Here is a 25,824-nt window from a genome sequence, read left to right as displayed (position 1 = left end):
CCGATTAATGAAATTGTTTTAAAAAGAGAACAAGAGACTGAATTTTAAAAGAAGAATTTAGAACAAAAAAGAAATTCAGAATAAAAAAAGAAATTTAAAATAAAAAAGAAAAGGAGATTTTGAATAAAAATCCAAAATCATCAGTAAACGGCAAGTTCGTTCATGACATCTGTCTTGGACAAAATGCCTTTCGGAATGCCGTCAACGGTCACAACAAGCTGACCGATGTTATATTTGTGGAACAGGCGGACAACGTCGTAAAGCTGCATTTCACCGTCGACTGTGATGAGTTCTTTGGTCATGATGTCTTTGGCTTTGACATCAAGCTTGTTCATCGCAACGGCTTTTGTCACATCGGTTGTCGTGATGACGCCGACAATCTTGCCGTTGTCTTCAACCGCTGCGCCGTGTAAGTTTTTGGCAATGAAGTGGCGGGAAACTTCCTGAAGGTCAAGACCGCTGTTCACGGCAAGCGTGAGCGGTTTCATGTAGAATTTGACATTCTTCTTCGGAAGTGAAACCATTTCGGTGATGTTAATTAAAATTAAATTATTGCTGTCATCGCGGCCGTACACTTCACCGCGGACGGTGAGGCGGTTAACAGGTGTCGGGCCGACTTGAATTTGGTCGCCGGCATTGAAATCTTTAATGTTGCCGATGATTTTGACAACGCCTTTGCATTTCTCGGGATTGCGGACGGTTGTGAATGAAATTTCGGCGGTCGTTGTGTTGTTAACAGCCGAGCCGTTGCGGTAAACCGGGACAACCATTTCTTCATCCATAACTTCAATATCAAGCGCTTGATAAGCTTCGCCGGTCGGGCGGTAACCGCCTTTGGGTCCCGGAACACCTTCAACAAGGCCGAGCGCTTTTAAAAGCTGCATTTGATTTCGAATCGTACCGGGATTTCGGTGAATGAGATCTGCAATCTCTTCGCCTTTGACGGCAGATTCTTTCTGTCGCTGAAGGTTAACTAAAGCCGTTAAAATATCTTTTTGAATCGCTGTTAAATCCATGATATCACTTTATTAATCCGCCAAAAAAACAATTTTATGTCTCTCGGATTGATTTTAAAGAATAAATCTAAAATACATAATCAAATATGTAAATTACATTTAGGACATTTATCTATATAAATCCATTTTCGAAGGTTTACGTTTTTTGTATTGTTTGACAATGAATCGCCGACAATTTTTATACAATAATAGATATAAATAAAGAATTTGTTTACAATACATTTTTATCGTTTTTATCATTTTTATTTATGGCTTGCTATTATAATAAATATGCTCATAAAGATATAATTTTTGATAGAAATTATTACATCCGTTTAAAAAAATTCGAACCGCTCCTAAAAAAGAGTTATAAAAGAGTAATATAAGAAAGCTTATCTACTTCGTTTATCTATGTAGCGCTTCTAACAAAGATTTCAGGTTTTATTATGATTTTTGAAAAAATTAAAACAATTCCGACGTCGGAGGAGCTTTTAGACAAAGCGTACAGCCGATCTGTCAGGACAATGGCCGGCAAAACAATTGACGGACCGACATCCCGCTGTGAAGCCAATGAAGCGATGCTTTTGACCGCAGCCAACATTTTAACGGATAATTTAGCGTCCATCACCAAAATGTTTCCGAGTTTTGATAATATTTCTCCTTTTTATTACGATTTAGCCGACATTTTAATCGGTGTCGATGACTTAAAAAAATCTTTAAACAACGTGAAATGGGCGTCTGAAAAAATCCATTCGATGTCACGCGAATACATCGGCAAAATCCGCGGCAATAAAACGCCCGATGTTCCCCGAAAAGAAGCGTTCGGCCGCATGAGCTCAATTATCGGATCTATCAGCAAAGATTTGCTGCTGCTCGGCGAAGCCCGAAATGTGCTTCGAAAATTGCCTGATGTTCGTGAAGAGCCGACCGTCATCGTTGCCGGATATCCGAATGTCGGAAAATCCAGTTTTGTCAAATCTGTAACAAACGCAACGCCCGAAGTTGCTTCTTATCCGTTTACAACCAAAGGCATTCACATCGGCCACATGGAAAGAGAAGGGCTCCGCTATCAAATTATTGATACGCCCGGACTTTTAGACCGCCCGATGTCTGAAAGAAATGAAATTGAACTTCAGGCCATCACCGCATTGCGACGTCTTGACGCAATTGTTCTTATTTTGATTGACCCGAGCGAAAGCTGCGGTTATGACATTGAAGCCCAGTTAAAGCTGGCGCATGAAATTCAGGACCAGTTTGTCATTCCATCCATTATTGTCGCCAATAAAGCCGACAGAGACGAATTTAAAAAGCCAGATGAAATCGAATATATTATTTCAACAATGACCGGCGAAGGCATTGAAAATTTAGTTGAAAAATTAATCGGGATGCTTCCGAAAGTGGAGCCGAAATTTGAAGAAATGCCGCCGCTTCGCGATGATTTTTAAGTAAGAAAATAAAAAAAGTAAAAATAAAAAGTAAAAAAATGAAAAAATAAAAAGAAGAGTTAGAGAACTCTTCCCATGATTTCCAATGCTTTTTCAATATTTTCCATTGAAGAAGCGTATGAAATACGAATGTGATCTTTGCCGTTTTCACCGAAAGCGGTTCCCGGGGTTACAACGACATCATTTTTCAAAAGATTGGCGGCGGCTTCGTCGCAATTCTTAACTTCAGGGAACGCGTAAAAAGCGCCCTGCGGCGTTACGCAATTGATGCCGATGTCATGAAGCCCTTTGACTAAAAAGTCACGTCTCTTTTTGAATTCATTTCTCATGATTGTGACAGATTCCTGAGGTCCGGTAATCGCTTCAAGAGCGGCTTTCTGACCGATTGAACTGGCACAGGCCTGTAAATATTGGTGAACCTTTAAAATCTGGCCGACATAATCGCTGTTCGCGGCGAGATAGCCGACGCGCCAACCGGTCATGGAATAGCTTTTTGAGAAAGCGTTGATGGTTACAACATTGTCGGTGAACTGCGCGGGGCTTGTGTGCGTTCCTTCGTAAATGAAATATTCATAGACTTCGTCGGAAATGATTGTGATATTTTTGTCCGTTGCAATATCGGCAATGGCTTTGATGTCTTCTTTGGAAGAAACGGCACCGGTTGGATTTCCGGGAGAATTTAAAATTAAGGCTTTGGTTTTGGGTGTGATTTTTTCCAAAACATCATTCGGGTCAACGGTCAAGTCTTCTTTCATTTTAACGCTGACATCTTTGCCGTTGAGCATGTTGACGATGGATTTGTAAGCGAGAAATCCGGGGTTTGGGATGAGAACTTCATCGCCCGGGCTGGCTAAGGCGGCGGTTGTGATGTAAAGCGCTTCTGACGCGCCGGAGGTGACCATGATTTGGTCGGGGCTGACTTCAAAATTGTTTTCACGCTTGAATTTGTCGCTGATTGCGTTTCGAAGTTCGGGAATGCCGAGACCTGCGGTGTAACCTGTAAAACCGTCTTCAATGGCTTGGATGGCCGCAAGTTTGATATTTTGAGGGGTATCAAAATCCGGCTGGCCGATGCCTAAGTTAATCGCATTCGGACCGGCGGCTTCAAACAATTTGCGGATGCCGGAGATATTAATGCTTGAGACGCCTTTTGAAAATTGGATGTCAGACATAATTTTCCTCATGATGATTGATTGAAATTAATTTATATTCATTTAATGAACTTTGATTAATGATAAATGATTAAAATAAATTGAATTTATCAAAAATAATTAATTTGTGGAATATTATTAATTTTTGAAGTAAATGTTAATTTTTAAATTATTAATTAATTTTTGAATGATTAATTTTAAATTGTTGGTTTTTAAAATTTTTAAATTTTTAAATTTTTAAATTTTTAAATTTTTAAATTTTTAAATTTTGATTTTTTGATTTATTGAAATTTAATTACTCGGTATTTGCGTGACGGGCTTTCATTTCATCTTCTGTTACGCCGGTCAAATCAATAAGTTGCATAATAACCGAGTCTAAAAAGACAAGTGCTAAGATTTCAAATGATGTTCCCATCGGTGTTTTGACAGGGCCGCCTGAATTGTCATCTTTGGATTTGGCGGGCAAAATCACATTGATTGCCGGTAATTTTTTGAGATCGGATCCGTCTTTGGATGTGATTGCAATGACGGTTGCGCCGATTGTTTTGCATTTGCTGCCGATTTCAACGATTGATTTTGTGTTTCCGGATCCGGAAATTGCCACCAAAACATCGCCTTTTTGAACAGCGGGCGTAACGGTGTCGCCGACAACATATGTTTTAAATCCCATATGCATGAGGCGCATTGCAAAAGCGCGTCCCATAAGACCTGAGCGTCCGGCACCGGCAACGAAAACGGTGTTTCCGGATTCTTTGGCGGTTAAAAGTGTTGTCAGCATATCATAGATTTCATTTTGCGACACAGCTTCTGTTGTTGCTTTAATTTGTTCGGCTAAAATTTCCATTGTTTCAATGACAATATCTGTTGATTCTTTCATTGATTCATTCACTGATTCTTTCGCTGTATCTTTTTGACAACCGCAAGACATACTTTTTCCTTCCTAAAGTTAAAATAAATTAATATCGTCTTAATTTCAATCTCATATAAAAGAACCGCTTTAAAGTAATGAAAAGTGATGAAAATGAATTATATAAAAACAATTAAAAAAATCCGAAAATACGGAAAAAAACTCAATAAATCCATGAAACAAAACGGAAAATATGAGAAATATGTAAAAAATAAGAAAAAGGACAAAAATAAGAAAAACGGCAAAACGAAAAATAAAGCAGTCGAAGTGCTTCGAAATGAAACGCCTTTTTACTCCGTTTTCGCGTCGGTTCAAATCCAAAAAGAAAAAAATTCGGCGTTTTTAATGCTCGGCAATGATGTTTCAAACAAACTCATTCCAGAAGAAATAAAAGACGAAGCGGATGAATGGACAATTAACACAAATGTTGTCGTTAAAATTAAAAATTGAAAAGGAAAAGCAAGATTTAATTTTTACTTTTTTTATTTTTTATTTTCTACTTTTTTGGTTTTTCATTTTTTTGATTTTTTACTTTTTTTGACTTTTACTTTTTGATTTTCTATGTTTTGATTTTCTATGTTTTAATGTCCTATGCCTTTGGTTTTTTATTAATCGCATGAGACGAATCTCCAACTCCTTTTTTCACTCGCTTCGCTCATGATACGCGTCGTTGGAGGTGGTTGTTTTGACTTTTCAATCATTTCAAAACTCAAACATCCTTTTTCAAAAATTAAAGAAAAAACGAACGCCGTTTAAACTTTGAAAAACAACCCTTTTTGTTTTTGGATTTTATCGGGCGTTCAGGGTATCGAAAATCATAAAAACTGATGTTTGGCTTTTGTTAATAAACTAAAAGTCCAAGTACGACCGCAATTCAAGATTTTGTGAGCGACAGCGAGCAAAATTGAAGAATTGCGGATTATACCGCGCCGTTAATAAAATCAATAATCGGCTTGAGTTTGATTATTATACCTCGTTCATTGTTTATTTAACAAATGGGTAAGAATCTCCAACTCCTTCTTTCACTCACTTCGCTCGTGAAACGCGTCGTTGGAGGCGGTTGTTTTGACTTTTCAATCATTTCAAAACTCAAACATCCTTTTTCAAAAATTAAAGAAAAAACGAACGCCGTTTAAACTTTGAAAAATAACCGTTTTTTGTTTTTGGGCTTTATCGGGCGTTCCGGGTATCGAAAAACATAAAAACTGATGTTTGGCTCTTGTTAATAAACTAAAAGTCCAAGTACGACCGCAATTCAAAATTTTGTGAGCGGCAGCGAACAAAATTGCAGAATTGCGGATTATTCCCCTTCGCTGCCAAAACCAATTAATCGGCTTAGATTTGATTGTAGCATATACTTCATATGGTTATTAACAAATTAGCAGAAATTCCGATTTCAAAGTATACATTAACAATACAAAAAGTGTAAATTTTATGGAATATTCTTATTGGATAATTAAGTTATTAATTTGAAAACAGTGGGAGAAATTAAAATATGCATATAACGAAAGTAAAACAATTATCAATAATACGCTTTAATAGAGTAAATCATCATGCATCTGTAATGAACAATAGCCATGTAAGAGACTATGTAGAGCAAAATATACTGAAATATGGAAATATCAAAGATCAGTCTGGTTGTGTATATGGAGTCCATTGTGATGAAAGAGAAACACAAATTAAGGCACAATATATTTTTGACAAATATGCAACGAAAGAATTGGAAGGATGGCATAATACAAAAGAACGAGACGAAAAGAAATACAAAAAAGAACACAGCATAAAAATATCATGTAGAGAATTAGATGAATTCTACAAAGCTCATGAATGAAATAATTCTCATGTGGAAAAGCCCAAAAACGGCACGTTTCACGCGCGCCGCCCTCCAAACCATCTTTTTATGGGATAATCTCGCAGCTGTTGTATTCAATGCCTTGCGAAAAGTCATCCAAACTGATTATTCCGTCTTCGATTAATTTTTCAATTTCCGGCTGCTTTGCTTTCAGCGCATTCACTAAGAATCTGACTGTGCCACAAACTTCTTTGAATCCTTGAACGCCCCATTTCATCGTCGCGTTCGCGTAAAGGCAGCGCCCGCCGCAAATGTCTAAAATATCGCACTTCAAACATTCGCCGGAAACGTGGATGACACGCAACTGGTCCGGGCGGCCATTGTAGATGTCACCGGCATAATAATCACTCATGCCGCTCATCACGGGGCAGGGGGAGAGTTTGCCGTCTGTTTGCACATTGTATTCCGTCCAAGCGGCACCGCAGCGCAAATGCGTTTTTTCGCCGCGAAGCAGTGAATTCATGATGTTGACAAACGGATACATATGAAGAACTTGTCCGTTTTCTTTCATTCTGTGAACCCACTCATCCGCCAACTTTTGAATTCCGGGGTTGTAATTGTTGTCCGCCCATTCCAAAAATCCTTCGCGGCGTCTTTCGTAATCATTTCTCCAAAAAAGAGCATTGAGTTGCCAGTGGACGCTGTCAAAACAAAAATCAGGATTTTCAAAAAGATGCATGACGCTTTCATAAATATCGGTTTCTTCCTGAACCGTCATGCGGGCAATAATTTCGCCGGTAAAACCTTTTTCGCGCGCGATATTCGCGTTTTTCGCGATGAGATCATAAACGCCGTCGCCGCGGTAATAATCCGTTAACGCGCGGTTGCCGTCAATGGAAATAGAAATAGTATGCAAGCGTTGCAAATACTCAGCCGGCACCTGATCCAACATTGTCGCGTTTGTATGCAGCAAAAATGTTTTGGCCGGCAGCGTGTCCATCATTTCTTTCATTTTATCAAGTTCAAGAAGCGGTTCGCCGCCGTAAAAAATGACGACCGCGTCTTTGTCTTTTGCAATGAAATCTCTGAGTGCCGATGTTTCGTAACTGATTGTTTCGGGAACGTCATAATCAACAGCAATGCCGTCATCGAAGTCATCAAAACAATCACAAACTTCGCCGTAACAGTAGCGGCATTCCAAATCACAGGCCATCGTCAGCGTGACAAAAAAGTTTACCATAGTCTCTGCTCGAAAATAAGAGGATTCATATTTAAAAGTTGCTTAAAAGTTGAAAATTGCTTAAAAGTTGCTTAAAATTGCTTAAAAGTTGATTTAAAAGTTGCTTAAAAATTACCGACTAAAAAATCGGATAAATCAAGCAACTGATACAAATCAAGCAACTGAAACATTTTTTAAAGATTCCGTCTGTCGCCTTTCTTTTCGCCGTGACCGTTTGTATAAAACGACTGACAGCAAACAATTGCACATTTCCCCGCAGAAAAACGCGGCGTAAAGCCCATATATGCCGAAAATTTGAGGCAGAATCAGCAAAAACAGCTGAACAAACCCGACACATCGAAGCGCTGAAATGAGAATGGACCTGCCTTCTTTTTCTGTTACTTGGAAATACAAAATGTTCATTAACGAAATGCCGATCGGGAAGAATCCGAGCATGTAAATTTTCATCATTTCAGAAGACATTTGAATCAATTCAGTATTTCCCGGAAGAAAAATGCCGGCCAGCTGACTGCCGAAGAAAAAGACGAAAAAATAAAACAAGGACGTGGAAATTAAATTCGATCCTAATCCGAGTTTGTATATTTTTTGAACATTTTCTTTATTCCGGCTGCCGTAGTTAAAACTGAGCAACGGCTGCGCTCCTTGAATAATTCCGATGAGAAACATGTTGAAAATGGAGCAGACGTACATCACGACACTGTACGCTGAAATGCCGATTGTTCCGACAAACAGAAGAATCGCCCAATTGAAACTGAATGCAACGGCGGATTGACTGAATTCCATTAAAAAGGAAGGTATTCCGCTGAGTGTTATTTTCTTCAAATTACCGATTTTAAAAACGGGTTTTCTGATGCGAAGCATTCTGTCTTTTTTCAGGAAATGAATCAAAAAGATGAACCCGGCAATGGTTTCGCCGATTCCCGTCGCAATCGCCGCTCCGGAGATTCCCCATCCGAATTCCATGATAAAAACATAATCCAAAATAATGTTGAGGATGGCTCCGGCGAGTGTTCCGATCATTGCAAGCTTCGGCGCGCCATCGTTTCTGACAAAAATACTTAAGCCTAAGCCAGGCATGTAAATGATGCCGAATAAAGCAATCCATTTCAAATATGGAAGAACAAGCGGCATAAGCGTTTCATCCGCGCCGAGCAGAGACGCAACTTGCTCCGGAAAAATCAGAACAAAAACGTTTATCAGAATACTGATTAAGATGAGGCCGATAATGCTCTGAAGAAAGAAGTTATTGGCTTCTTTGTGTTTTCTCTCACCGATGTATCGTGAAAAATAATTTGCGCCGCCGATTGCAATCAACATGGTCATCGCGATTTGGAGCATGTTAAACGGATAAATAATGTTAACAGCGGCCAATGCTGATTCTCCGACGCCGCGGCCGACAAAAACACCGTCGACAATAACATACAGTGAGGAGACAACCATCGAAATAACGGACGGGATAACGTATAAGAGAAATTCTTTTTGAATACTTTTTTGCTTTTGGTTTTGTGCGTAAATTGCGCTTGACATAAGGAACTCCTGTCCTTACAATAATCATTCATCATTCAAGCGCAGAGAAAAGCCGAACAGGCGAAATCCGATGTTTTGCGATGAATGACCATCGTAAAAGACAAATTCGCTTATCCGGTATTGTAACAATACCTCCGCGTACACCCTGACTAATCATTTTGTTTTACTTAAAGGTTCGCTTTTTCAGATTTATATGATTGAGGGAGGCATTTTTAAAAATTTTAAAACCCGAGATGGTTTTTGTATAAATTATAAAATTGAGCAGACTCGCGCGGACACAGCGGCGGCAGATTGGAGTGAAAACGGAAGGTAGCCGCGACAACTCAGACGGCAGGTAACAGCACAATGCAAACGGCAGGTAGCAGAACGATGTGAACGGCAGGTAACAATGCCCACGTTCGCGAAGCGAACGGCTGCGATAAGAAGAAGAAGAGCGCAGCAAAGCAAATGAATGTAGCGAAGCAGGTAAATGAAGTAAATAGATTGTAAAACAGTTTTTCATTTTTGCTGTATCGGTTGAGTACGAATCCGCAAATTTCCATTCCTCTCTTCGCTTTGCTCAGGTCGGAACGTAAATTAGCGGGTGGTTGTATTGGGTTTCATGAAAATTGATAAACCATGGTTGTTTTTGAAATATTTTTTGAAAAAAGAATTCTCATTTCAAATAAAATTCAAAAACGGTGTGTCTCGCATGCAGCGACTGTCGCGGAAGTAAAAAATTGAAAAATAAATAATAAAAATAAACAATAAAAATAAGCAATAAAAAAAGAAAATAAAACAAAAAATGAAGGGATCTTCATTTTATTTTGTCGGAATTTTTGAAACAGCGTATGTAAAGAAAATGCTGAGCGCCATTTGAATTATAATGAAGAGGCCGATTCCGGACAACATGTTTTCACTGAGAAATGCCGGCAGGAAATCATAGGCGACGCTGATATACAAAACGACAATAGAGAGCAGGAACAAGATTTCATAGATAATTAACACGGTCTTGCTGTTTTTTTCTTTGTTGATGTTGAAATACCGTACCAATATGATCCAGGTGATGGCATGAATCGCCAAAACGGCAATGATTGTCGTAATCGCAAGAGGAACAATTTCCACCGTTCCGTCAGCTGCGGTCGGCAGCCATGGGATGTACATTGACAAATATTTGATTAAAATAATTGCAACAATTGTTAAAATAAAATTCACAATACCGAGCTTTTCTTGTTTTGACAGACTCATTTAATCCCCCGCTTTTAAAATTAATTTCATTCAAGATTATAAAAATAAATTATAAAAAATGACAGGAAAAAACCAAAAAAAAAGACCGGCAATGCCGATCTTTTATTTATTACTTACATTAAATGATTTTTTGATATTAAACTGCTTTGATAGGCATCAAACGAAGAGCCTTGGATAAAATGAATTCAGCCAATATCAGGAAGATGAACATAAACGGCAAAACCGCGTTCAAAAGTGTCGGGAAGTTAAGATTACCGTATCCGTTTTCGGGAATCCACTGCATGTACATGATGAGGTAGCTCAAAATCATAATGATAACAAAAATGATTTCATAAACAGCAACAAACTTTAAGCCGTCTCTGTTCGGAACCAAAAACTTGTACATTGCAATTAACATGCCGATGTTGCCGACGATGGCAAGAGCGATGTATCCCAAAATCCAGGGCATAGCATCTTCATATGTTTCAAAAACGTTTCCGATTAATAAAAAATACGCAATCATCGCGATAAACACAACGAAGAGCCAAAGTGAATATGCGGATGTAATCTTTCTTTGAATTGTTTTAACCATACTATAAACCTCAATATTTGGAATCAGGTTTGTAAATTTAATTGCAGTTATATATTTCCAACTACGTTTATATACATATTTTCATTCAATTAATCAAAAATATGAATTATAATTCTAATATTTAATATGTTATATTATAAATATATTTATCCAATTAGGAATACATCTAGCATATTGCTTAACAGTTTAAATATGTTTTCACTATTTTATATTTAATAATCTATTTTTATATTTTTTCATACATCATTTTTATCATATTTTATCCTACAATCTCGTAAAATCATCACTCATTTTGAGTACTTTCACCGCACAATAAGTAAGTTTTTATTCTTTACTGCCGGTCAAAACAATAATATTGAAAAAAATAAAACTAAACTTCTATATATACTATTTATAAATTAATTCTTAAAAAACAATTTCAGGATCTATTATGAACAAACTTATTATCAAAGGTGCTCGGGAACACAACCTTAAAAACATCTCCGTCACCATTCCTAAAAACCAATTGACCGTCATCACCGGCGTTTCCGGATCCGGCAAATCAACATTGGCATTTGATACGATTTATGCTGAAGGTCAGCGCCGCTACGTGGAATCTTTGTCTTCTTACGCCCGTCAATTTTTGGGCATTATGGATAAACCCGACGTTGACAGCATTGAAGGCCTGTCACCGGCCATTTCAATCGAGCAGAAAACAACTTCCAAAAATCCGAGAAGTACCGTCGGCACCGTAACTGAAATTTACGATTATTTCCGTTTGCTTTTTGCACGCGTCGGAACACCTTATTGTCCCGACCATAATCTCAAAATTGAATCCCAGTCTCCCGAAAAAATCGCGGATTTGGTTTTCGCTGAATTTGAAGGCATGGTCACGATTTTTGCGCCGATTGTCCGGAAAAAGAAAGGAACGTATCAGCAGCTGATTCGCGATTTGAATGCCGAAGGCTTTGCGCGTGTCCGCGTTAATGAAGAAATTTACAGAACCGATGAAGAAATCGATTTGGAACGCTATAAAATGCATGACATTGACATCGTCATTGACCGCATTGATGTTGATGATGAAAACGAGCGTTCCCGTTTGGTGGAAGCTTGCGAGCGGGCAACAGAGAGATCCGGCGGTCTTGTTTATGTTGTCGGAAAACCGAATTCTTACAGAAAAGAAAAAGGAACGCGCGGACTTTATCAAAAAGTTCTCAAAAAGAGAACAATTGATGAAAATTCATTTGATGACAACGGTGAAGACGACGAAGAAATCATTGAAGTGACATATTCTTCAAAAATGGCTTGCCCCGAGTGCGGTTTGGCATTTGAAGAATTGCAGCCGCGTATGTTTTCATTCAACAGTCCGTTCGGTGCTTGCCCGGAATGTAACGGTCTCGGGTTTAAAATGGAATTTGATGAAAACCTCATCATTCCCGATCGCAGTCTTTCCATTGCAGATGGCGCGTTTGCCATTTATAAAAATTATATTGACGGATACCGCCAACAGCATTTAGCTTCCGTTGCCAAACATTACGGTTTTTCAGCGCTGACGCCGATTCAGGATTTAACGGAAGAGCAATACAACGCTTTGATGTACGGTTCCGATGATAAAATTAAATTCAATATGAAAATGAACAACGGTGAATTTAATTACACGTCATCAAATAAGTGGGAAGGCGTTATGCCGCAGTGTCTCCGGCTTTATTCTCAAACGGAATCCGATTACCGCCGCCAGGAATTTGAAAAATTTATGCGTGTTTCGAAATGCCCGACTTGTGAGGGCGACCGGCTGAATAAAAAAGCGATGTCGGTTAAAATCGACGGTTACAATATCATTGACATTACCAAATTATCCGTTTCAGATGCCATTGATTTCTTTGAAAACATGCCGCTGACAGAAAAGCAGCAAGAAATCGCTTCTTTGATTCTGAAAGAAATTAAAACGCGTCTTCACTTCTTGGATCAGGTCGGCATCGGCTATTTAACGATGTTCAGAAATTCCGGAACGCTTTCAGGCGGCGAAGCGCAGCGCATTCGTTTGGCAACGCAAATCGGCTCAAATTTAACAGGCGTTCTTTATGTTTTGGACGAGCCTTCCATCGGATTGCATCAGCGGGACAATAACCGTTTGATTGAAACGCTTCGCCATTTGCGTGATTTGGGAAATACGCTGGTCGTTGTCGAACACGACGAGGATACGATTTTAAACGCCGATTATGTGATTGACATGGGACCGGGCGCGGGTGTTACCGGCGGTCATGTGGTTTCGGCCGGGACGCCGGATGAAATTTTGAAGGATCCGGTTTCTTTGACAGGCCGTTATTTGTCGGGCACGGATTATATTCCGATTCCGGCAGCGCGCAGAACTTCTGATACATTTATTCGTCTGAAAGGCGCAAAAGCGCACAATCTTAAGAATTTGTCCGTTGATATTCCGACAGGCGTCTTGACGGTTGTGACGGGCGTTTCCGGCTCGGGAAAATCAACTTTGATTTATGATACGCTGTACCCGGCACTGATGCATGTTCTTTATCATTCAAAAATGGAATGCGGCGAGTATTCGTCTCTTCAGTTTGACACGAAAGTGGATAAAGTGATTGTAATTGACCAGGATCCGATCGGCAAAACGCCGCGCTCAAACCCGGCGACGTATACGAAAATTTTTGATAAAATCCGTGAAATTTATGCCGCGACGAAGGAAGCGAAGGTGCGCGGTTATGCTGCCGGCCGGTTTTCGTTTAACGTGAAAGGCGGACGCTGCGAGGCTTGTCAGGGCGACGGTTTGATTAAAATTGAAATGAACTTCCTTCCGGACGTTTATGTCGAGTGTGAGGAGTGTAAAGGAACGCGCTACAATAAGGAAACGCTGGAAGTCAAATACAACGGCAAATCCATTGCGGAAGTTTTGGACATGACAGTGGCCGAGGCTTTGGAACATTTCAAAAAGGTGCCGTACATTCACGATAAATTGGATACGCTGGCACGAGTCGGTTTGGATTACATTAAACTCGGCCAGAGTTCAACAACGCTTTCGGGCGGTGAAGCACAGCGCATTAAATTGACGCGCGAACTTTCCAAGAAAGCGACCGGCAAAACGGTTTATTTGTTGGATGAGCCGACAACCGGCTTGCATTTCCATGATGTCAAAAAATTGATTTCCGTTTTGAATGATTTAACGGACATGGGCAACACGGTGATTGTGATTGAGCACAATTTGGATGTCATCAAATGCGCCGACTACATCTTTGACATGGGACCGGAAGGCGGAAATGATGGCGGTCAGATTATCGCAAAAGGAACGCCCGAAGAATTGATTAAGAGCAAAAAAAGTTATACAGCTCAATACTTGAAGCCGATGATGGAAAAAGCCAAAACGGAATCCGGTGCCAAAACGGAAGCCGCAAAGAAAAAGACAAAAAAAGCGGCGGTTTCGAAGGATTAATTTAAAATCCCAACAACCGTCTTTTAGTTTACTGAAACTCAATACAACCACCCGCTAATTTTCGTTTTTGAACGAAGTGAGAAAACGGAAATTTGCGGATTCGTACTCAGCCGATACAGCAAAAACGAAAAGCAGCTTTCGATATTTTGCACTGAATCAGCAGCGGCGCGCGCGAACCCGGCAGATCTAAAAAATAGATCAAAAACGGTGCTCGAGCTGAATTTTAAAAAGTATTCTCTCAATTAAGTTTTATTAAAGAAGGGGTGAAATCCGCAAATTTCCGTTCCTCCCTTCACTTTGCTCAGGTCGGAACGTAAATTAGCGGGTGGTTGTTCCGGTTTTTATTGTTAATGAAAACGGTTGTTTCATCTGTTAATTTATTGTTTTCTTTTTTTCGATTTTTTGATCTTTTCATTTTTTTGATATTTTTATTTTTTGATCTTTTTTAAATCAGTTTTAATTTATTTTCTTTGACTTAATTACGGGTTTGAATAATTATGTAACTGATTTTGTTACACCATATTCTCTTCACTATTTTTTGAGAAAAATGGGTTCTTTTTTCAAAACATTTATTTACATTTAAAGAGGATATATTTGTTTACGAATTATAATCAATTTTATTTGATTCAGCGATCTCGGAGGCGAAATGTATGACTGTGCTGGGAATTTTAAATTGTAAGATGCTTCAGGATGAAATTGTTTATTTGATTCTGAATGATCCTGAAATTAAAGATGTAACTGTTGTTGAAAACGGTGAGCATCATGAGTTTATTCGAAAGTTGGATGAGGTCGGCAAAACTTATTCTTTGGCGCCGATGATTCACTCGATTCCGGATTTATCGGACAGGGAGAAACAAAATGACGCTGATGCCGGCGCGGGAATTTCTTTAATTGTCTGGAATTTGGAGCTCGGGCTTCATGAAAAGCCGAAAATTTTGAAGGACGAAGTTTATCGGGATTTAGAAATTTTCGCGAAAAAAGCGGACGGCATTTATTTGCTTTACGGGCTTTGCGGAAATGTTTTGGGTCACGTTGAGGATGATTTCAAAGATATTTGTCCGATCGTCATTCTTCGCGATCCGGAGGGCGAAATCGTTGATGATTGCATCGCCGCGACAATCGGCGGCCGTAAACCGTATTTGAATCTTTTAAAGAGTTTTCACGGCGTCGGCACTTTTATTTTCACGCCGATGTATGAAGATACCATTGATGAATTTTTCAATTACGCGAAAGACCGTCGCGGTTTAACGGAAGAACAAATTGTTGAAATGAACAAGTTCATGTTTGAAGCGTCCAATTACAAACGCGTCGCGAGACTTGAAACCGGTTTGCATTACACCAAAGATACGGAAACGAAGCTGAAACGTTTCGCCGACACCTACGGCTTTGAAATTTTCGATTTAGACGGCGGCCATCAACAGATTTTCGATGACTGTTATCAGAAATTAAAAGACAAAATTATTCAAAAAGAGACGACAGCCGCTTGATTTTAGAATTTATTATTCTTTTTTATATTTTGTTTTTTAATTTATATTATTTTTTTTATTTTCTAACATTTATTCTATGAATTCATTCATTTTTATTATTGTATCAATTTATTCTATTTTCAATCTTCATTCATACCCCTTACAAAATATTATATAATATTAATAATTTCTTTGTTTATTTATTTTTACAGTTAATTATTTGTTTTTGATTCAACCGATAACAAAATTGAAATTAAATTTTTGAAATTAAATTTAAAAAACATTTAAAAAAAGGGTTTTTTATGAGCGAAAAAAGAAGATATGGTATTTTACCGTTATTGGGAATTGTTTTGTTAATTTTTTTATTAATGACGGGAACGGCCTCGGCCGCAGAAATTGAAATTGAAACCGGAAATATTACCATTGTAAAAAATGGCACTTTTGATTCTTTAGACATTAAAGTCGATGGCACTTCAGCATTCGAAAACATTTCATTTGCTGAAATGATTATAATCAAGCAGTCAACACCGGCTGTTGAAACAAAAAATATTGTTGTTGTTGACGGAAACGGCATTAACGAACAAATCCAAATCACAATCGAAAATGTAAATATCAGCGGTGTGACACATGGTACATCGGCTTTCTCTTTACAAAACGGTGCAAACGTCAAATTGATTTTATCAGGTGACAATATTTTGACCGGTGGAACACGTAAAGCCGGATTAGAAGTTCCCGACGGTTGTGAAATTACAATTTCTTCTTTAGATTATAATGCTGAAAATGGAAAATTGAATGCAACCGGTGGAAACGATGGTGGCAGCGGCATCGGCAGCAATTTTCTTGAAGAATGCGGTATAATCACAATCAAAGATTGTCGGATAATATCGACGGGAGGACCAGGAAATAATGATGGTGGCGGCAGTGGAATCGGCAGCGGCGGCGGGAAATTTAAAGCAGAGGACGGTTCTACCGGTTTAATTTCGATTCAAAATAGTATTGTAACAGCCACAGGAGGTAAAAGTGGCTTCGGTGGTGGCGGCAGTGGAATCGGAAGTGGCGGTGGCAGAAGTAGCAGTAATATTGACAGCGGCGCAGGCGGTTCTGTTTCTACAATTACTATTGAAGATAATTGTGTTATTTACGCGACCGGCGGCAAAGGCGGCGGCGGCGGCGGCAGTGGAATTGGAAGCGGCGGCGGAGGGACCAACACAGGAGGTACCGGTTGCAATGGCGGCAACGGTGGTTCTGTTGATACAATTATGATTAAAGAAAATTGTGAAATTTACGCAACAGGCGGCAACCCCGGCGGTGTCGGCGGCAACGGTGCCGGCGGCAGTGGAATCGGCACAGGCGGTGGCGGTGGCGGCGGCGGCGGCTCCGGCGGAGGTAACGGCGGCTCTGTTTCTACAATTATTATCGAGGATAATTGTGTTATTACTACAACAGGCGGCGACGGAATGGGCATCGACGAAATTAATGGCGGCGGCAGTGGAATCGGTAGCGGTGGTGCAGGCGTCGGCGGTAACGGTGGTCTTGTTACTTCCATTAAAATTTCCGGCACAGGAACAGATATTATTGTTGTTTCGGGCGGAATCGGACGAGGTGCCCGGGAATCAGGCAAAAGCAATGACGGAGCTGCTGCTAATGTCATCATCGAAAGCGGCAACGTTTTGATTTTGGATCAGCCGGAAACAGCAAAGGCTGATTTCAAAAATTCAAATGCTGACCCCGTTTATCCGATTTCATTTACGGTAAAAGCTTCGGCCGGTCCAAACCTTCCGAATTCAGAGATTCAATCGGGAACATATTCGGCAATGACGCGCGCAAATGCTTTTGACCGATTGGGGTCAGTTACGCTCCCTGATACGAAATATTATGAAGACGGATCTGTGACAATGTGGCTTCCTGAAAGTATTGGCAGAGATTTTATTTTTTCATCCGGCGGATATAAGCATTCAACTAAGTCGGTTGATGTGGCAGTAACAACTTTACCGTTTGACAAGCATGAAAATGTTGAGTTAGACTCATTTATTTTTGGTGAAGATCTTGAACTTGACAACAATTCAATAATTCAAGATGAACTGATAATTACTGTTGTTAATAAAACTCATGTCAATATAAAATTAAAAGAAGGTACCCTTCAACAATTAGTCACTGATCCGATTTCCATTAATCAGAAAACACCGGAAACAGTAACATCAAATACAGTCATTGTTAACGGTAACGGCGTTGTTCTCGACAATCCGCTTGAAATTCAAATAGATGAAATCAACGTTTATAATTCTTCAAAATCTGCTTTCTCTTTACAAAACAAAGCAAATGTCAAATTAATTTTGTCAGGTGACAATTATTTGACCGGCGGAACTAATTCAACAACCAAAGCAGGACAAGCCGGATTGGAAGTTCCTGATAAGTGTAAAATTACAATTTCCTCTTTAGATGATAATCCCGAAAAAGGAAGTTTGACGGCAACAGGGGGCATTGGTGATGACGGCCAAAGCAACAGCGGTGGTGGCAGTGGAATTGGCAGTAACGGCCATGAATCCTGTGGTATTATTATGATTCAAAATAGTTTTATAATATCGAAAGGAGGAGCTGGAAATGATGGTGGTGGTAGTGGTATTGGTAGCGGCGGTGGAGATACAAGTACTAATGCAGGTGCTGCTGATAAAATTATAATTCAAAATAGTTTTGTTACAGCAATAGGTGGTTCTGGCTCCTATGGAGGTGGCGGCAGTGGTATCGGAAGCGGCGGCGGCGGTTTCGGCGACAGCGGCCGCGGCGGCTCTGTTACTACAATTATTGTTAATGATAGTAGTGTTATTACTGCGACCGGCGGCAGGGGTCGCGGCAGCGGTGGTAGCGGCAGTGGTATTGGTAGCGGCGGCGGCGGTTTCGGCGGCAGCGGCACCAGCGGCGGTTCAATTACAGATTCCATTAATATTTCCGGCACAGGAACCGATGTTATTGTTATTTCGGGAGGTGTCGGCAGAGGTGCTCCCGGTTTTGGTAAAAGTAACGATGACGAAAAAGCAAATGTTATCATCGAAAGCGGCAACGTTTTAATTTTGAATCAGCCGTCAACAGCAAAGGCTATTTTCAAAAATTCAAATGATGATCCTGTTTCTCCGATTTCATTTACAGTAACAGATTCCGATGGAAACGGTCTTTCAGGTGCTTTGATTAAATCAGGCGATTATTCAGCAACGACAAGAGAAGATGCGACTGACAGAATTAATGCAGCAGGACTTGCTTCCGACTTTGATGGAACTTTGTTTGCTGACGGAACGGCAACGCTTTGGCTTCCTGTTGGGGAGCCGGAATTCAACTTTTCGTTGGAGGATTATTCGTCGGTTACAAATTCGTTCGAAATTGAGGAAAGTACTGACAGTCCGCGTGTCGGAGAAATGAATTCTGTTAAACTTGCACTTTCCGGAAATCAAAACGGTGGCAAAGGTTTCGGCAATGGTAAAGTTGTTGAGAATGAAACGCCGTCTCAACCCGGTCAAACTGATTCAAACCAAAGCAATCAAGGATTCGATAATGAAAAAGATGTGACCGATAATTCTCAAACACAAGAACCGCCGGAAAAAACATCATTTTTCATTTGGGCTGTAATCGGCGGCATTTTGATAATTTGTATTGTTGCCGGCGTTTATTTTTACAGGAAAAATAAGTAAGTGAAACATAAGTAAGTGAAACTCATTTTTTGAGTTTCATTTTTCTTTTTTTTGTTTTTGTTCTTTTTTTGTTCTTTTTTTGTTCTTGTTTTTTTTATTAAAATAACTTCAAGTACCATAAGCACTTATTTTCATTGTTTGTTGTAAAAAACGGAAAAGAAAAACAGAACCGAAAAACGAAAGAGTGGCTGAACCCGAAAAAAATGCCGAAAATTGTCGGCAACGGATGTGTGTGATATGACCGTGATGGGTATTTTAGCCTGCAAAATGCTTCAGGACGAAATCGTTTATTTGATTCAGAAAGATTCGGATATTTCCGAAGTGATTGTGATTGAAAACGGTGAACATGAGGAGTTTGTTCAAAAACTGGAAAGTTTTAACATTTCTTACCGAACGGTTCAGGATGTCAAAGATTTGCCGGATTCCGATCACAATTGTTCCGGCTGCTTAACGCTTGTTGTCTGGCAATTGGATCTCGGGCTTCACGAAGTTCCGAAAATGCTGAAAAAACGCGTTTACGAAGAGATTCCTGTTTTTATGCCGAAAGCGGATGCGATTTTCTTATTTTACGGCCTTTGCGGCAACGTTTTAGCGGACGTCGAGTCTGATTTCAAAAACGACGCGTGTCCCGTCATTATTCTCAGAGACAAAGACGGCATTATTATTGACGATTGCATCGGCGGCGTTCTCGGCGGCCGTGAGGAATACGCCAAAGTTCTCAAAAGCTTTCACGGCGTCGGCACATTCATTTTAACCCCGATGTACGCGTCTTACGCCGTCAAAGATTTCTTCGGTTTCGGACAAGCCTCCGCCGGATTCACCGATCAGCAAATGTTTGAACTGAACAAATTCATGTTCGAATCCTCCGGCTACAAGCAAGTCGCCAACCTCGAAACCGGTCTCCATTACACGCCCGGCGTTGAAGAAAATATTCAATCATTCGCCGACAAATACCAATTGGACGTCATACAAATGAGCGGCGGTCATCAGCGTTTATTTGAAGATTGTTATAAAAAAGTCAAAAACCGATTGATGCCGAAAGAATAAAATTATTTTATTTTTCGCTCTATTTTTCATTTTTAATAAGAAGGAGTTGGAGTTTCTTACCCATCCGTTGAATAAACAGAAAGCAGCAGATTATTAATTGAAATTAAATTCAAGCTGATTAGTTGGTTTTAGCAACGGCGTGGAATAAGCCGCAATTCTGCAATTTTGCTCGCTACGCTCACAAAATCTTGAATTGCGGTCGTACTTGGACTTTTAATTTATTACAAAAGCCAAACATCAGTTTTTATGATTTTTGATATCCGGAACGCCCGATAAAACCTAAAAACAAAAAACGGTTGTTTTTCAAAGTTTTAGCGGCGTTCGTTTTTTCTTTAATTTTGAAAAAAAGATGTTTGGGCTCGATAATAATAATTGAAAAACCAAAACAACCACCTCCAACGACGCGTTTCACGAGCGAAGCGAGTGAAAGAAGGAGTTGGAGATTCCATCAATCCGTTCAATAAACGACAAAATCAGTCGACTTATACTTATAAAAAATCATTAGATTTAGTTTTATTAACGGCGCGGTATAATCCGCAATTCTTCAATTTTGTTCGCTGCGCTCACAAAATCTTGAATTGCGGTCGTACTTGGACTTTTATTTTAAACTAAAGCGACAAACATCGCTTTTATTATTTTTTGAAACCCGAACGCCTGATAAAACCCAAAAACAAAAAACGGTTGTTTTTCAAAGTTTTAACGGCGTTCGTTTTTTCTTTAATTTTTTAAAAAAAGATGTTTGGGCTCTATAATAATTGAAAAACCAAAACAACCGCCTCCAACGACGCGTTTCATGAGCGAAGCGAGTGAAAGAAGGCGTTGGAGATTCATCCCATGCAATTAATAAAAAATACAACGAAAGTAAAATTATAATCAATATAAGCCGTTTACAATTGAATTTAAATCAATCTGAAAAAATATCCCTCAAAACAGATTTGATCTCAAACAAAACAAAAACAGCGGCGGAATAACTCACCACAATATTTAAATAAAATCAATATCTCTAATGATTGCTGTTCTGACAGCGATTACAATTTGCATTGATGGTCTAGTGGCTATGACTGCGGCCTTCCAAGCCGCAAACCCGGGTTCGAATCCCGGTCGATGCACTTTTCTTCTTTAATTTTACGATTTTCTTTTATATAAATTATATATTACTTTTTTTATTACTTTTAATAGTTTTGAAATTCATTGGATTTCAACGTCAATAACAACATGATAAACGCCCGGCGAATATTTTTTTATTTTTCGCGACTCTAAAATCACAGCGTTTCTGCCGCATTTTTCAGCCGCTTCCGTAATTCTTTGAACCGGCCTTTCCGGGAAATCTTTTTCATGAACAGTTTCATGATAATGCAAAAGACCGCCTTCTTTTTTAATTGCTTTAATTCCGGTTTCCAAAAATTCATGCGTTGTCCCGACATACCCCATCAAAACGCGATCCGCGATATTTTCAGGTGTCAACGTTTGACAATCCCCGCAAATCGGCTCAATAACTTCTTCTAAGCCGTTTAAACGAATATTTTCACACAAATACCTGTAAGAAATCGGATTTAACTCTATGGCGATAATTTTCGGAGGATTTGACGGATTTGAATGAACGCCGATCGGGATTGAAAAATAACCGATGCCGGCAAACATATCAACAATAACCTCCCCCATGCATTCGTTTGTTAGAATTCTCTTTTCCGCCAAATTGCCTTTGGAAAACATAATTCGGGCAACATCCAGCTTAAATTTGCAGCCGTTTTCTTTATGGATCGTTTCTGTCGAATCCGATTCACCGCTTCTGCAACAAATAATTTCACGACTCGGGATACGGAATTGACCGGAAATACCGCCGTCGTTTAGAACCAAACGGGCTTTTTCATCCATCAGCAAAAGAAGCTTGCCGATTTCCTGTTTTTTATGAGAAAGAGAATCGGGTATTGAAACAACTAAAATGTCACCGATTTTTTGTTTGTTTGCCGGCAGCCGGTTTATTTCATCATTCGTCAATGAAATGCCCGCCGATTCAGCTTCATCGGGAAATTCGGACAGATAATAAGCTGCAAATTCTCTCAACTTCTGCGGCTTCACCACGTCGATCACCCTTTAAAAATTAAATTTACACAACTTAAAAGATTCAAATAAATGATTCAATAAACGATTCAATTAAACGATTCAATTAAACGATTCAATTAAACGATTCAAATAATTCAATAAATAATTCAAACAATTCTTTTCAATCTCGGATTCGGTTTGTACGCTCTTCCGACTTTTGCCATCGGCACCATTGTTTCAATCGTTTCGCCGACTGCGACAATATCCATGGTTGAATCACGGGAATCATAAATCCCGCCGACACCGAGACTGTCAAATAATTTCATCCCGATAATTTTTTCGGCTTTCACAAACGCTTCGACCTTTTTAACATCACCGAAGCCGCTCGAAAGCATAATTTGAATCTTTTCAAACCCGTTTTCATTCAATGCTTTTCGAACGGCATAAACGCCTGTGACGGAAACGCCGTTTCCGAACCAATATTTTTCATCGCCTTTTGGAACCGAAACGGCTTTCCCGAAGAAATCAGCCAATAAAGCGTCAATTTCCGCCAAGCTCTTGCCGTCAAGATCATTCATTGAAAGAGCACCCTGCCCGATATTTTCACCGCATGTGTCAATTCGAATCGCCGCCAAAGACGGAACAGCCGCTGCCGTTTGAAGAGTATCATCAATCTCTTGATTATTGTAATCAATTAAAGCCACGCGGGCAACATCCGCCGGCATATGTTTGTCAAAAGCGATTGTTGCGTTTTTGACGGCGTTTTCTTTTCCGTCTTTCCACGCGTAAATGTTTTCAAGCGCGTGCGGAATTGTGCCGCTGCCTTCTTTGTGAGCGTAAACCGCGCCGATGTCGGTTGACGCGCCGACTGCGCCGGCATCAATCGCCGCTTTAGAAATGGCAGCATCATCACGATAATGCCAGTGACGCGCGCCGAAATAAGTCACGGGACGGTTTTCGGAAGCGTCAACAATTGTTTTCATTCGCTTCTCGACATTTTGAAGATCAAGCTGTTGTTTGTCATTAAAAACAGCCAAAGAAGAACTGATAATGCCGAGATAAACGGTTTCTAAACGGACAATATCTAAAATCGGCGCTTCCAGCATCAAAATTGTTTCAAGCGGTTCATACGGTTCGCCGTCGGAAAGCGCGTAAATGCGGCCGCCGTTTTTTTCCAAATTTGAATGATTGCGGATGAATGAAACGGCTTCTTCCATGCCGGCCATGATTCCGGGACCTTTTCGGACAAAAACCTGAGCGCGGACAAAAGGATTTAAATTTTCTTTTTGAAGGATTTCATAAGCTCTTAAAAAATATTTGTCAGTGTATTTTTCAAAATCAAATTGTTGCTCTGCCTCAAAATGTTGCTCCGCCGCCATAATATGTAAATCCCGAATTTTGTAATAAAAGCGCTCTCAAATTATTAAAAAGAATACTCAGAGTAACTCTAAAGGGACGAAAGACATAAATATTTATACCCTTTTTTTTCTGTTTTACTAATGAATTAACCGATTTTTAAAAAATCAATAAACAAATACATTTTAACAGCTTATCGAACTCGTTTTTTAAATTTTCAAATTTAATATCTATCTTATCAAAGTGTTTGTAAATTGATTTTAAAAGATTTTAAAAATATCATAATTATCCGTTTCATTCAGGGAAATAATGAAAATAAAACATAAAATGAAGCTGAAACGATAAAACGAAACGTAAAACGAAAATAAAAACAGAAATCACAAAGGAATTTTAAAATGAAAAATCAAGCACATAATGAGGAACAATATCCCGATTATTGCCGCAACAGCTTAATGGATTTTGTCAAAATCAAAGACATTGACATTGAAATTTGCGATGTGACACTCAGAGACGGTGAACAAACACCGGGCGTCGCTTTTTCTAAGGAACAAAAAATGTCCATTGCGCAGCATTTGGATGATATCGGCGTTGATGTCATCGAAGCCGGTTTTCCGGTCGTCTCAGACGCTGAAAAAGATGTCGTCAAATCCATCGCCAACATGGGCTTGGATGCCAGAATCTGTTGCCTCTGCCGCTCAACGCAAAAGGATGTTGAAACCGCCGTCGACTGTGATGTTGATTTTGTCAGCATTTTCTTGGCAATGTCGGATTTACATTTGAAATACAAATATCACAAAAGTTTGGATGAAATGCTTGACGTAGCTATGAACGCCATTGAATATGCCAAAGATCACGGCATCGGCGTCAGATTCGCCGCTGAAGACGCAACCCGAACACCGATTCCGCGCTTAATTGACGCTTTTAAGATGGCGGAAGAGAGAAATGCCGATTACATCAGCGTTGCCGACACCGTCGGTATCTTAAACCCGATTACCGCCACTTATTTGGTGGATCAGATTTACAATGCGATTGACACGAAGAAGACGAAAATTTGTATGCATTGTCATGACGATTTGGGTCTTGCCGTTGCCAACACGCTGGCTGCCGCTGAAGCCGGCGCATTCCAGCTTCATACCACCGTCAACGGTATCGGCGAGCGCGCCGGAAATGCCGCCTTAGAAGAAGTTCTCATGAACCTGCGCGTCCAATACGGCATTGACCGCTACGATCTTCACACGCTTGTTGACCTTTCCCATGAAGTCAGAGACGCGTCCAAACTCGATGTCGCCATCAACAAAGCCGTTGTCGGCCAAAACGCGTTCTCGCACGAATCCGGAATCCACGTCGCCGCCATTCTCGAAAATCCGAGAACATACGAACTTTTCCTCCCCGAAATGGTTGGCGGCAAAAGAAACCTCATCGTCGGCAAACACACCGGCACAAAAGCCCTTGCCGGCATCATCAAAGACATCGGTTACGAACTGGATGAAGACAATTTCACAACCCTTTTCGACCAAATCAAAATCATCACCGAAACCGAACAGCGAAGCGTTGAACGTGACGAATTGGAAAAACTAATAAAAAATATTTTGAAAAACAATTAACGGTTTGATTGAAAGGGTTTGATTGAAAAACGATTTAATAAAGAATTAAACCCGGATCAACCGCCCGCTAATTTTCATTCCAAACTGAGCAAAGCGAAGTGAGGAATGGAAATTTGCGGATTCGTACTCAGCCGATACAGCAAAAATAATGAACCGATTTTTGTTTGCAAATTATCTTTTTGTTGTTACAGTTTGCGTTTCTGCGTGCATCTGCTCTTTTTTATCACATCCGTTCGCTTCGCGAACGTGGGCACTGTTACCTACCGTTTGCGTTGTGCTGTTACCTGCCGTTTGCGTTGTTGCCGTTGCCGGCCACGCCGCCGCGCGCGAACAACACCGTTTTTAAGAA

General features: G+C 39.9%; 20 protein-coding genes and 1 tRNA gene. 11 read left to right on the top strand and 10 right to left on the bottom strand.

What is annotated here, in order from left to right; genetic code table 11:
* Nucleotides 1-140: 140 nt before the first annotated feature.
* A complete protein-coding gene (locus C7391_RS06525; protein ID WP_133517734.1) occupies nucleotides 141-1,016 on the bottom strand; it encodes a CBS domain-containing protein in 876 nt (291 codons plus the stop codon).
* Nucleotides 1,017-1,441: 425 nt separating this feature from the next.
* Between C7391_RS06525 and C7391_RS06520 the strand changes: the two genes are divergently transcribed.
* The gene (locus tag C7391_RS06520) at nucleotides 1,442-2,440 is read left to right on the top strand and encodes an NOG1 family protein (RefSeq protein ID WP_208107074.1); all 999 of its coding nucleotides are present in this window, start codon (nucleotides 1,442-1,444) and stop codon (nucleotides 2,438-2,440) included.
* 59 nt (nucleotides 2,441-2,499) lie between these two features.
* Here the strand turns inward: C7391_RS06520 and C7391_RS06515 are convergent, their stop codons facing one another.
* Nucleotides 2,500-3,612: a pyridoxal phosphate-dependent aminotransferase gene (locus tag C7391_RS06515; RefSeq protein ID WP_133517732.1), complete on the bottom strand. Its 1,113-nt coding sequence runs from the start codon at nucleotides 3,610-3,612 to the stop codon at nucleotides 2,500-2,502.
* A gap of 274 nt (nucleotides 3,613-3,886) precedes the next feature.
* Nucleotides 3,887-4,468, bottom strand: a complete 582-nt coding sequence (gene hxlB, locus C7391_RS06510; RefSeq protein ID WP_133517731.1) for a 6-phospho-3-hexuloisomerase — start codon at nucleotides 4,466-4,468, stop codon at nucleotides 3,887-3,889.
* A gap of 144 nt (nucleotides 4,469-4,612) precedes the next feature.
* Here hxlB and C7391_RS08360 point away from each other — a divergent pair, with 144 nt between their 5' ends.
* Nucleotides 4,613-4,948, top strand: coding sequence for a hypothetical protein (locus tag C7391_RS08360; RefSeq protein ID WP_166627436.1), 336 nt, complete (start codon nucleotides 4,613-4,615; stop codon nucleotides 4,946-4,948).
* 1,045 nt (nucleotides 4,949-5,993) lie between these two features.
* The gene (locus C7391_RS06500; RefSeq protein ID WP_133517729.1) at nucleotides 5,994-6,329 is read left to right on the top strand and encodes a hypothetical protein; all 336 of its coding nucleotides are present in this window, start codon (nucleotides 5,994-5,996) and stop codon (nucleotides 6,327-6,329) included.
* Between the two features lie 67 nt (nucleotides 6,330-6,396).
* On the opposite strand, the gene C7391_RS06495 is transcribed toward C7391_RS06500, so the two are convergent.
* The 5 genes from C7391_RS06495 to C7391_RS06475 form a co-directional block, all read right to left on the bottom strand.
* On the bottom strand, nucleotides 6,397-7,530 hold the full coding sequence (locus C7391_RS06495; RefSeq protein ID WP_133517728.1) for a TIGR04084 family radical SAM/SPASM domain-containing protein: 1,134 nt from the start codon (nucleotides 7,528-7,530) through the stop codon (nucleotides 6,397-6,399).
* Nucleotides 7,531-7,683: 153 nt separating this feature from the next.
* Nucleotides 7,684-9,057: an MATE family efflux transporter gene (locus C7391_RS06490; protein ID WP_133517727.1), complete on the bottom strand. Its 1,374-nt coding sequence runs from the start codon at nucleotides 9,055-9,057 to the stop codon at nucleotides 7,684-7,686.
* Between the two features lie 323 nt (nucleotides 9,058-9,380).
* Nucleotides 9,381-9,599, bottom strand: coding sequence for a hypothetical protein (locus tag C7391_RS06485; protein ID WP_133517726.1), 219 nt, complete (start codon nucleotides 9,597-9,599; stop codon nucleotides 9,381-9,383).
* A 259-nt stretch (nucleotides 9,600-9,858) separates the two neighbouring features.
* Nucleotides 9,859-10,284 carry a hypothetical protein gene (locus C7391_RS06480; protein ID WP_133517725.1) on the bottom strand — a complete coding sequence of 142 codons (426 nt, stop codon included), beginning with the start codon at nucleotides 10,282-10,284 and terminating at the stop codon, nucleotides 9,859-9,861.
* 136 nt (nucleotides 10,285-10,420) lie between these two features.
* Complete coding sequence (locus C7391_RS06475) at nucleotides 10,421-10,855, bottom strand: hypothetical protein (RefSeq protein WP_133517724.1); 435 nt, start codon at nucleotides 10,853-10,855, stop codon at nucleotides 10,421-10,423.
* Between the two features lie 430 nt (nucleotides 10,856-11,285).
* Between C7391_RS06475 and uvrA the strand changes: the two genes are divergently transcribed.
* The 6 genes from uvrA to C7391_RS06450 all read left to right on the top strand — a co-directional run bounded on the left by uvrA (nucleotide 11,286) and on the right by C7391_RS06450 (nucleotide 21,581).
* Nucleotides 11,286-14,279: an excinuclease ABC subunit UvrA gene (gene uvrA, locus C7391_RS06470; RefSeq protein ID WP_133517723.1), complete on the top strand. Its 2,994-nt coding sequence runs from the start codon at nucleotides 11,286-11,288 to the stop codon at nucleotides 14,277-14,279.
* 650 nt (nucleotides 14,280-14,929) lie between these two features.
* Entirely contained in the window at nucleotides 14,930-15,766 is an 837-nt protein-coding gene (locus tag C7391_RS06465; RefSeq protein ID WP_133517722.1) for a DUF1638 domain-containing protein, read from the top strand.
* 281 nt (nucleotides 15,767-16,047) lie between these two features.
* On the top strand, nucleotides 16,048-19,425 hold the full coding sequence (locus C7391_RS08465) for a hypothetical protein (RefSeq protein ID WP_208107073.1): 3,378 nt from the start codon (nucleotides 16,048-16,050) through the stop codon (nucleotides 19,423-19,425).
* A 237-nt stretch (nucleotides 19,426-19,662) separates the two neighbouring features.
* Nucleotides 19,663-20,472, top strand: a complete 810-nt coding sequence (locus C7391_RS06455) for a DUF1638 domain-containing protein (protein WP_133517721.1) — start codon at nucleotides 19,663-19,665, stop codon at nucleotides 20,470-20,472.
* Nucleotides 20,473-21,278: 806 nt separating this feature from the next.
* Nucleotides 21,279-21,443, top strand: coding sequence for a hypothetical protein (locus tag C7391_RS08355; RefSeq protein ID WP_166627435.1), 165 nt, complete (start codon nucleotides 21,279-21,281; stop codon nucleotides 21,441-21,443).
* 66 nt (nucleotides 21,444-21,509) lie between these two features.
* Nucleotides 21,510-21,581 (top strand) — tRNA-Gly (locus C7391_RS06450).
* A 79-nt stretch (nucleotides 21,582-21,660) separates the two neighbouring features.
* Here the strand turns inward: C7391_RS06450 and C7391_RS06445 are convergent.
* Nucleotides 21,661-22,554, bottom strand: coding sequence for a class I SAM-dependent methyltransferase (locus C7391_RS06445; protein WP_223611014.1), 894 nt, complete (start codon nucleotides 22,552-22,554; stop codon nucleotides 21,661-21,663).
* 128 nt (nucleotides 22,555-22,682) lie between these two features.
* Entirely contained in the window at nucleotides 22,683-23,894 is a 1,212-nt protein-coding gene (locus C7391_RS06440; RefSeq protein ID WP_133517719.1) for a nicotinate phosphoribosyltransferase, read from the bottom strand.
* A gap of 372 nt (nucleotides 23,895-24,266) precedes the next feature.
* Between C7391_RS06440 and C7391_RS06435 the strand changes: the two genes are divergently transcribed.
* Together C7391_RS06435 and C7391_RS06430 are read left to right on the top strand one after the other, a co-directional pair.
* Nucleotides 24,267-25,475, top strand: coding sequence for a homocitrate synthase family protein (locus C7391_RS06435; RefSeq protein ID WP_133517718.1), 1,209 nt, complete (start codon nucleotides 24,267-24,269; stop codon nucleotides 25,473-25,475).
* Nucleotides 25,476-25,623: 148 nt separating this feature from the next.
* Entirely contained in the window at nucleotides 25,624-25,821 is a 198-nt protein-coding gene (locus C7391_RS06430) for a hypothetical protein (RefSeq protein WP_133517717.1), read from the top strand.
* The last annotated feature ends 3 nt before the right edge of the window (nucleotides 25,822-25,824 follow it).

The organism is Methanimicrococcus blatticola (assembly GCF_004363215.1).
In the GTDB taxonomy this organism is placed as follows: domain Archaea; phylum Halobacteriota; class Methanosarcinia; order Methanosarcinales; family Methanosarcinaceae; genus Methanimicrococcus; species Methanimicrococcus blatticola.
Note: the sequence above shows the minus strand (reverse complement) of the source record. Positions and strands in the feature narration are given on the sequence as shown.

What these genes read in the sequence shown, in the direction of transcription:
- C7391_RS06475 (WP_133517724.1), bottom strand. Translation starts at nt 10,855, where the DNA reads ATGGTTAAAACAATTCAAAGAAAGATTACATCCGCATATTCACTTTGG.
- C7391_RS06515 (WP_133517732.1), bottom strand. Translation starts at nt 3,612, where the DNA reads ATGTCTGACATCCAATTTTCAAAAGGCGTCTCAAGCATTAATATCTCC.
- C7391_RS06485 (WP_133517726.1), bottom strand. Translation starts at nt 9,599, where the DNA reads ATGGAAATTTGCGGATTCGTACTCAACCGATACAGCAAAAATGAAAAA.
- C7391_RS06440 (WP_133517719.1), bottom strand. Translation starts at nt 23,894, where the DNA reads ATGGCGGCGGAGCAACATTTTGAGGCAGAGCAACAATTTGATTTTGAA.
- C7391_RS06520 (WP_208107074.1), top strand. Translation starts at nt 1,442, where the DNA reads ATGATTTTTGAAAAAATTAAAACAATTCCGACGTCGGAGGAGCTTTTA.
- hxlB (WP_133517731.1), bottom strand. Translation starts at nt 4,468, where the DNA reads ATGAAAGAATCAACAGATATTGTCATTGAAACAATGGAAATTTTAGCC.
- C7391_RS06495 (WP_133517728.1), bottom strand. Translation starts at nt 7,530, where the DNA reads ATGGTAAACTTTTTTGTCACGCTGACGATGGCCTGTGATTTGGAATGC.
- C7391_RS06480 (WP_133517725.1), bottom strand. Translation starts at nt 10,284, where the DNA reads ATGAGTCTGTCAAAACAAGAAAAGCTCGGTATTGTGAATTTTATTTTA.
- C7391_RS06430 (WP_133517717.1), top strand. Translation starts at nt 25,624, where the DNA reads ATGAACCGATTTTTGTTTGCAAATTATCTTTTTGTTGTTACAGTTTGC.
- C7391_RS06435 (WP_133517718.1), top strand. Translation starts at nt 24,267, where the DNA reads ATGAAAAATCAAGCACATAATGAGGAACAATATCCCGATTATTGCCGC.
- C7391_RS06490 (WP_133517727.1), bottom strand. Translation starts at nt 9,057, where the DNA reads ATGTCAAGCGCAATTTACGCACAAAACCAAAAGCAAAAAAGTATTCAA.
- C7391_RS06455 (WP_133517721.1), top strand. Translation starts at nt 19,663, where the DNA reads ATGACCGTGATGGGTATTTTAGCCTGCAAAATGCTTCAGGACGAAATC.
- C7391_RS08360 (WP_166627436.1), top strand. Translation starts at nt 4,613, where the DNA reads ATGAATTATATAAAAACAATTAAAAAAATCCGAAAATACGGAAAAAAA.
- uvrA (WP_133517723.1), top strand. Translation starts at nt 11,286, where the DNA reads ATGAACAAACTTATTATCAAAGGTGCTCGGGAACACAACCTTAAAAAC.
- C7391_RS06465 (WP_133517722.1), top strand. Translation starts at nt 14,930, where the DNA reads ATGACTGTGCTGGGAATTTTAAATTGTAAGATGCTTCAGGATGAAATT.
- C7391_RS06500 (WP_133517729.1), top strand. Translation starts at nt 5,994, where the DNA reads ATGCATATAACGAAAGTAAAACAATTATCAATAATACGCTTTAATAGA.
- C7391_RS06525 (WP_133517734.1), bottom strand. Translation starts at nt 1,016, where the DNA reads ATGGATTTAACAGCGATTCAAAAAGATATTTTAACGGCTTTAGTTAAC.
- C7391_RS08465 (WP_208107073.1), top strand. Translation starts at nt 16,048, where the DNA reads ATGAGCGAAAAAAGAAGATATGGTATTTTACCGTTATTGGGAATTGTT.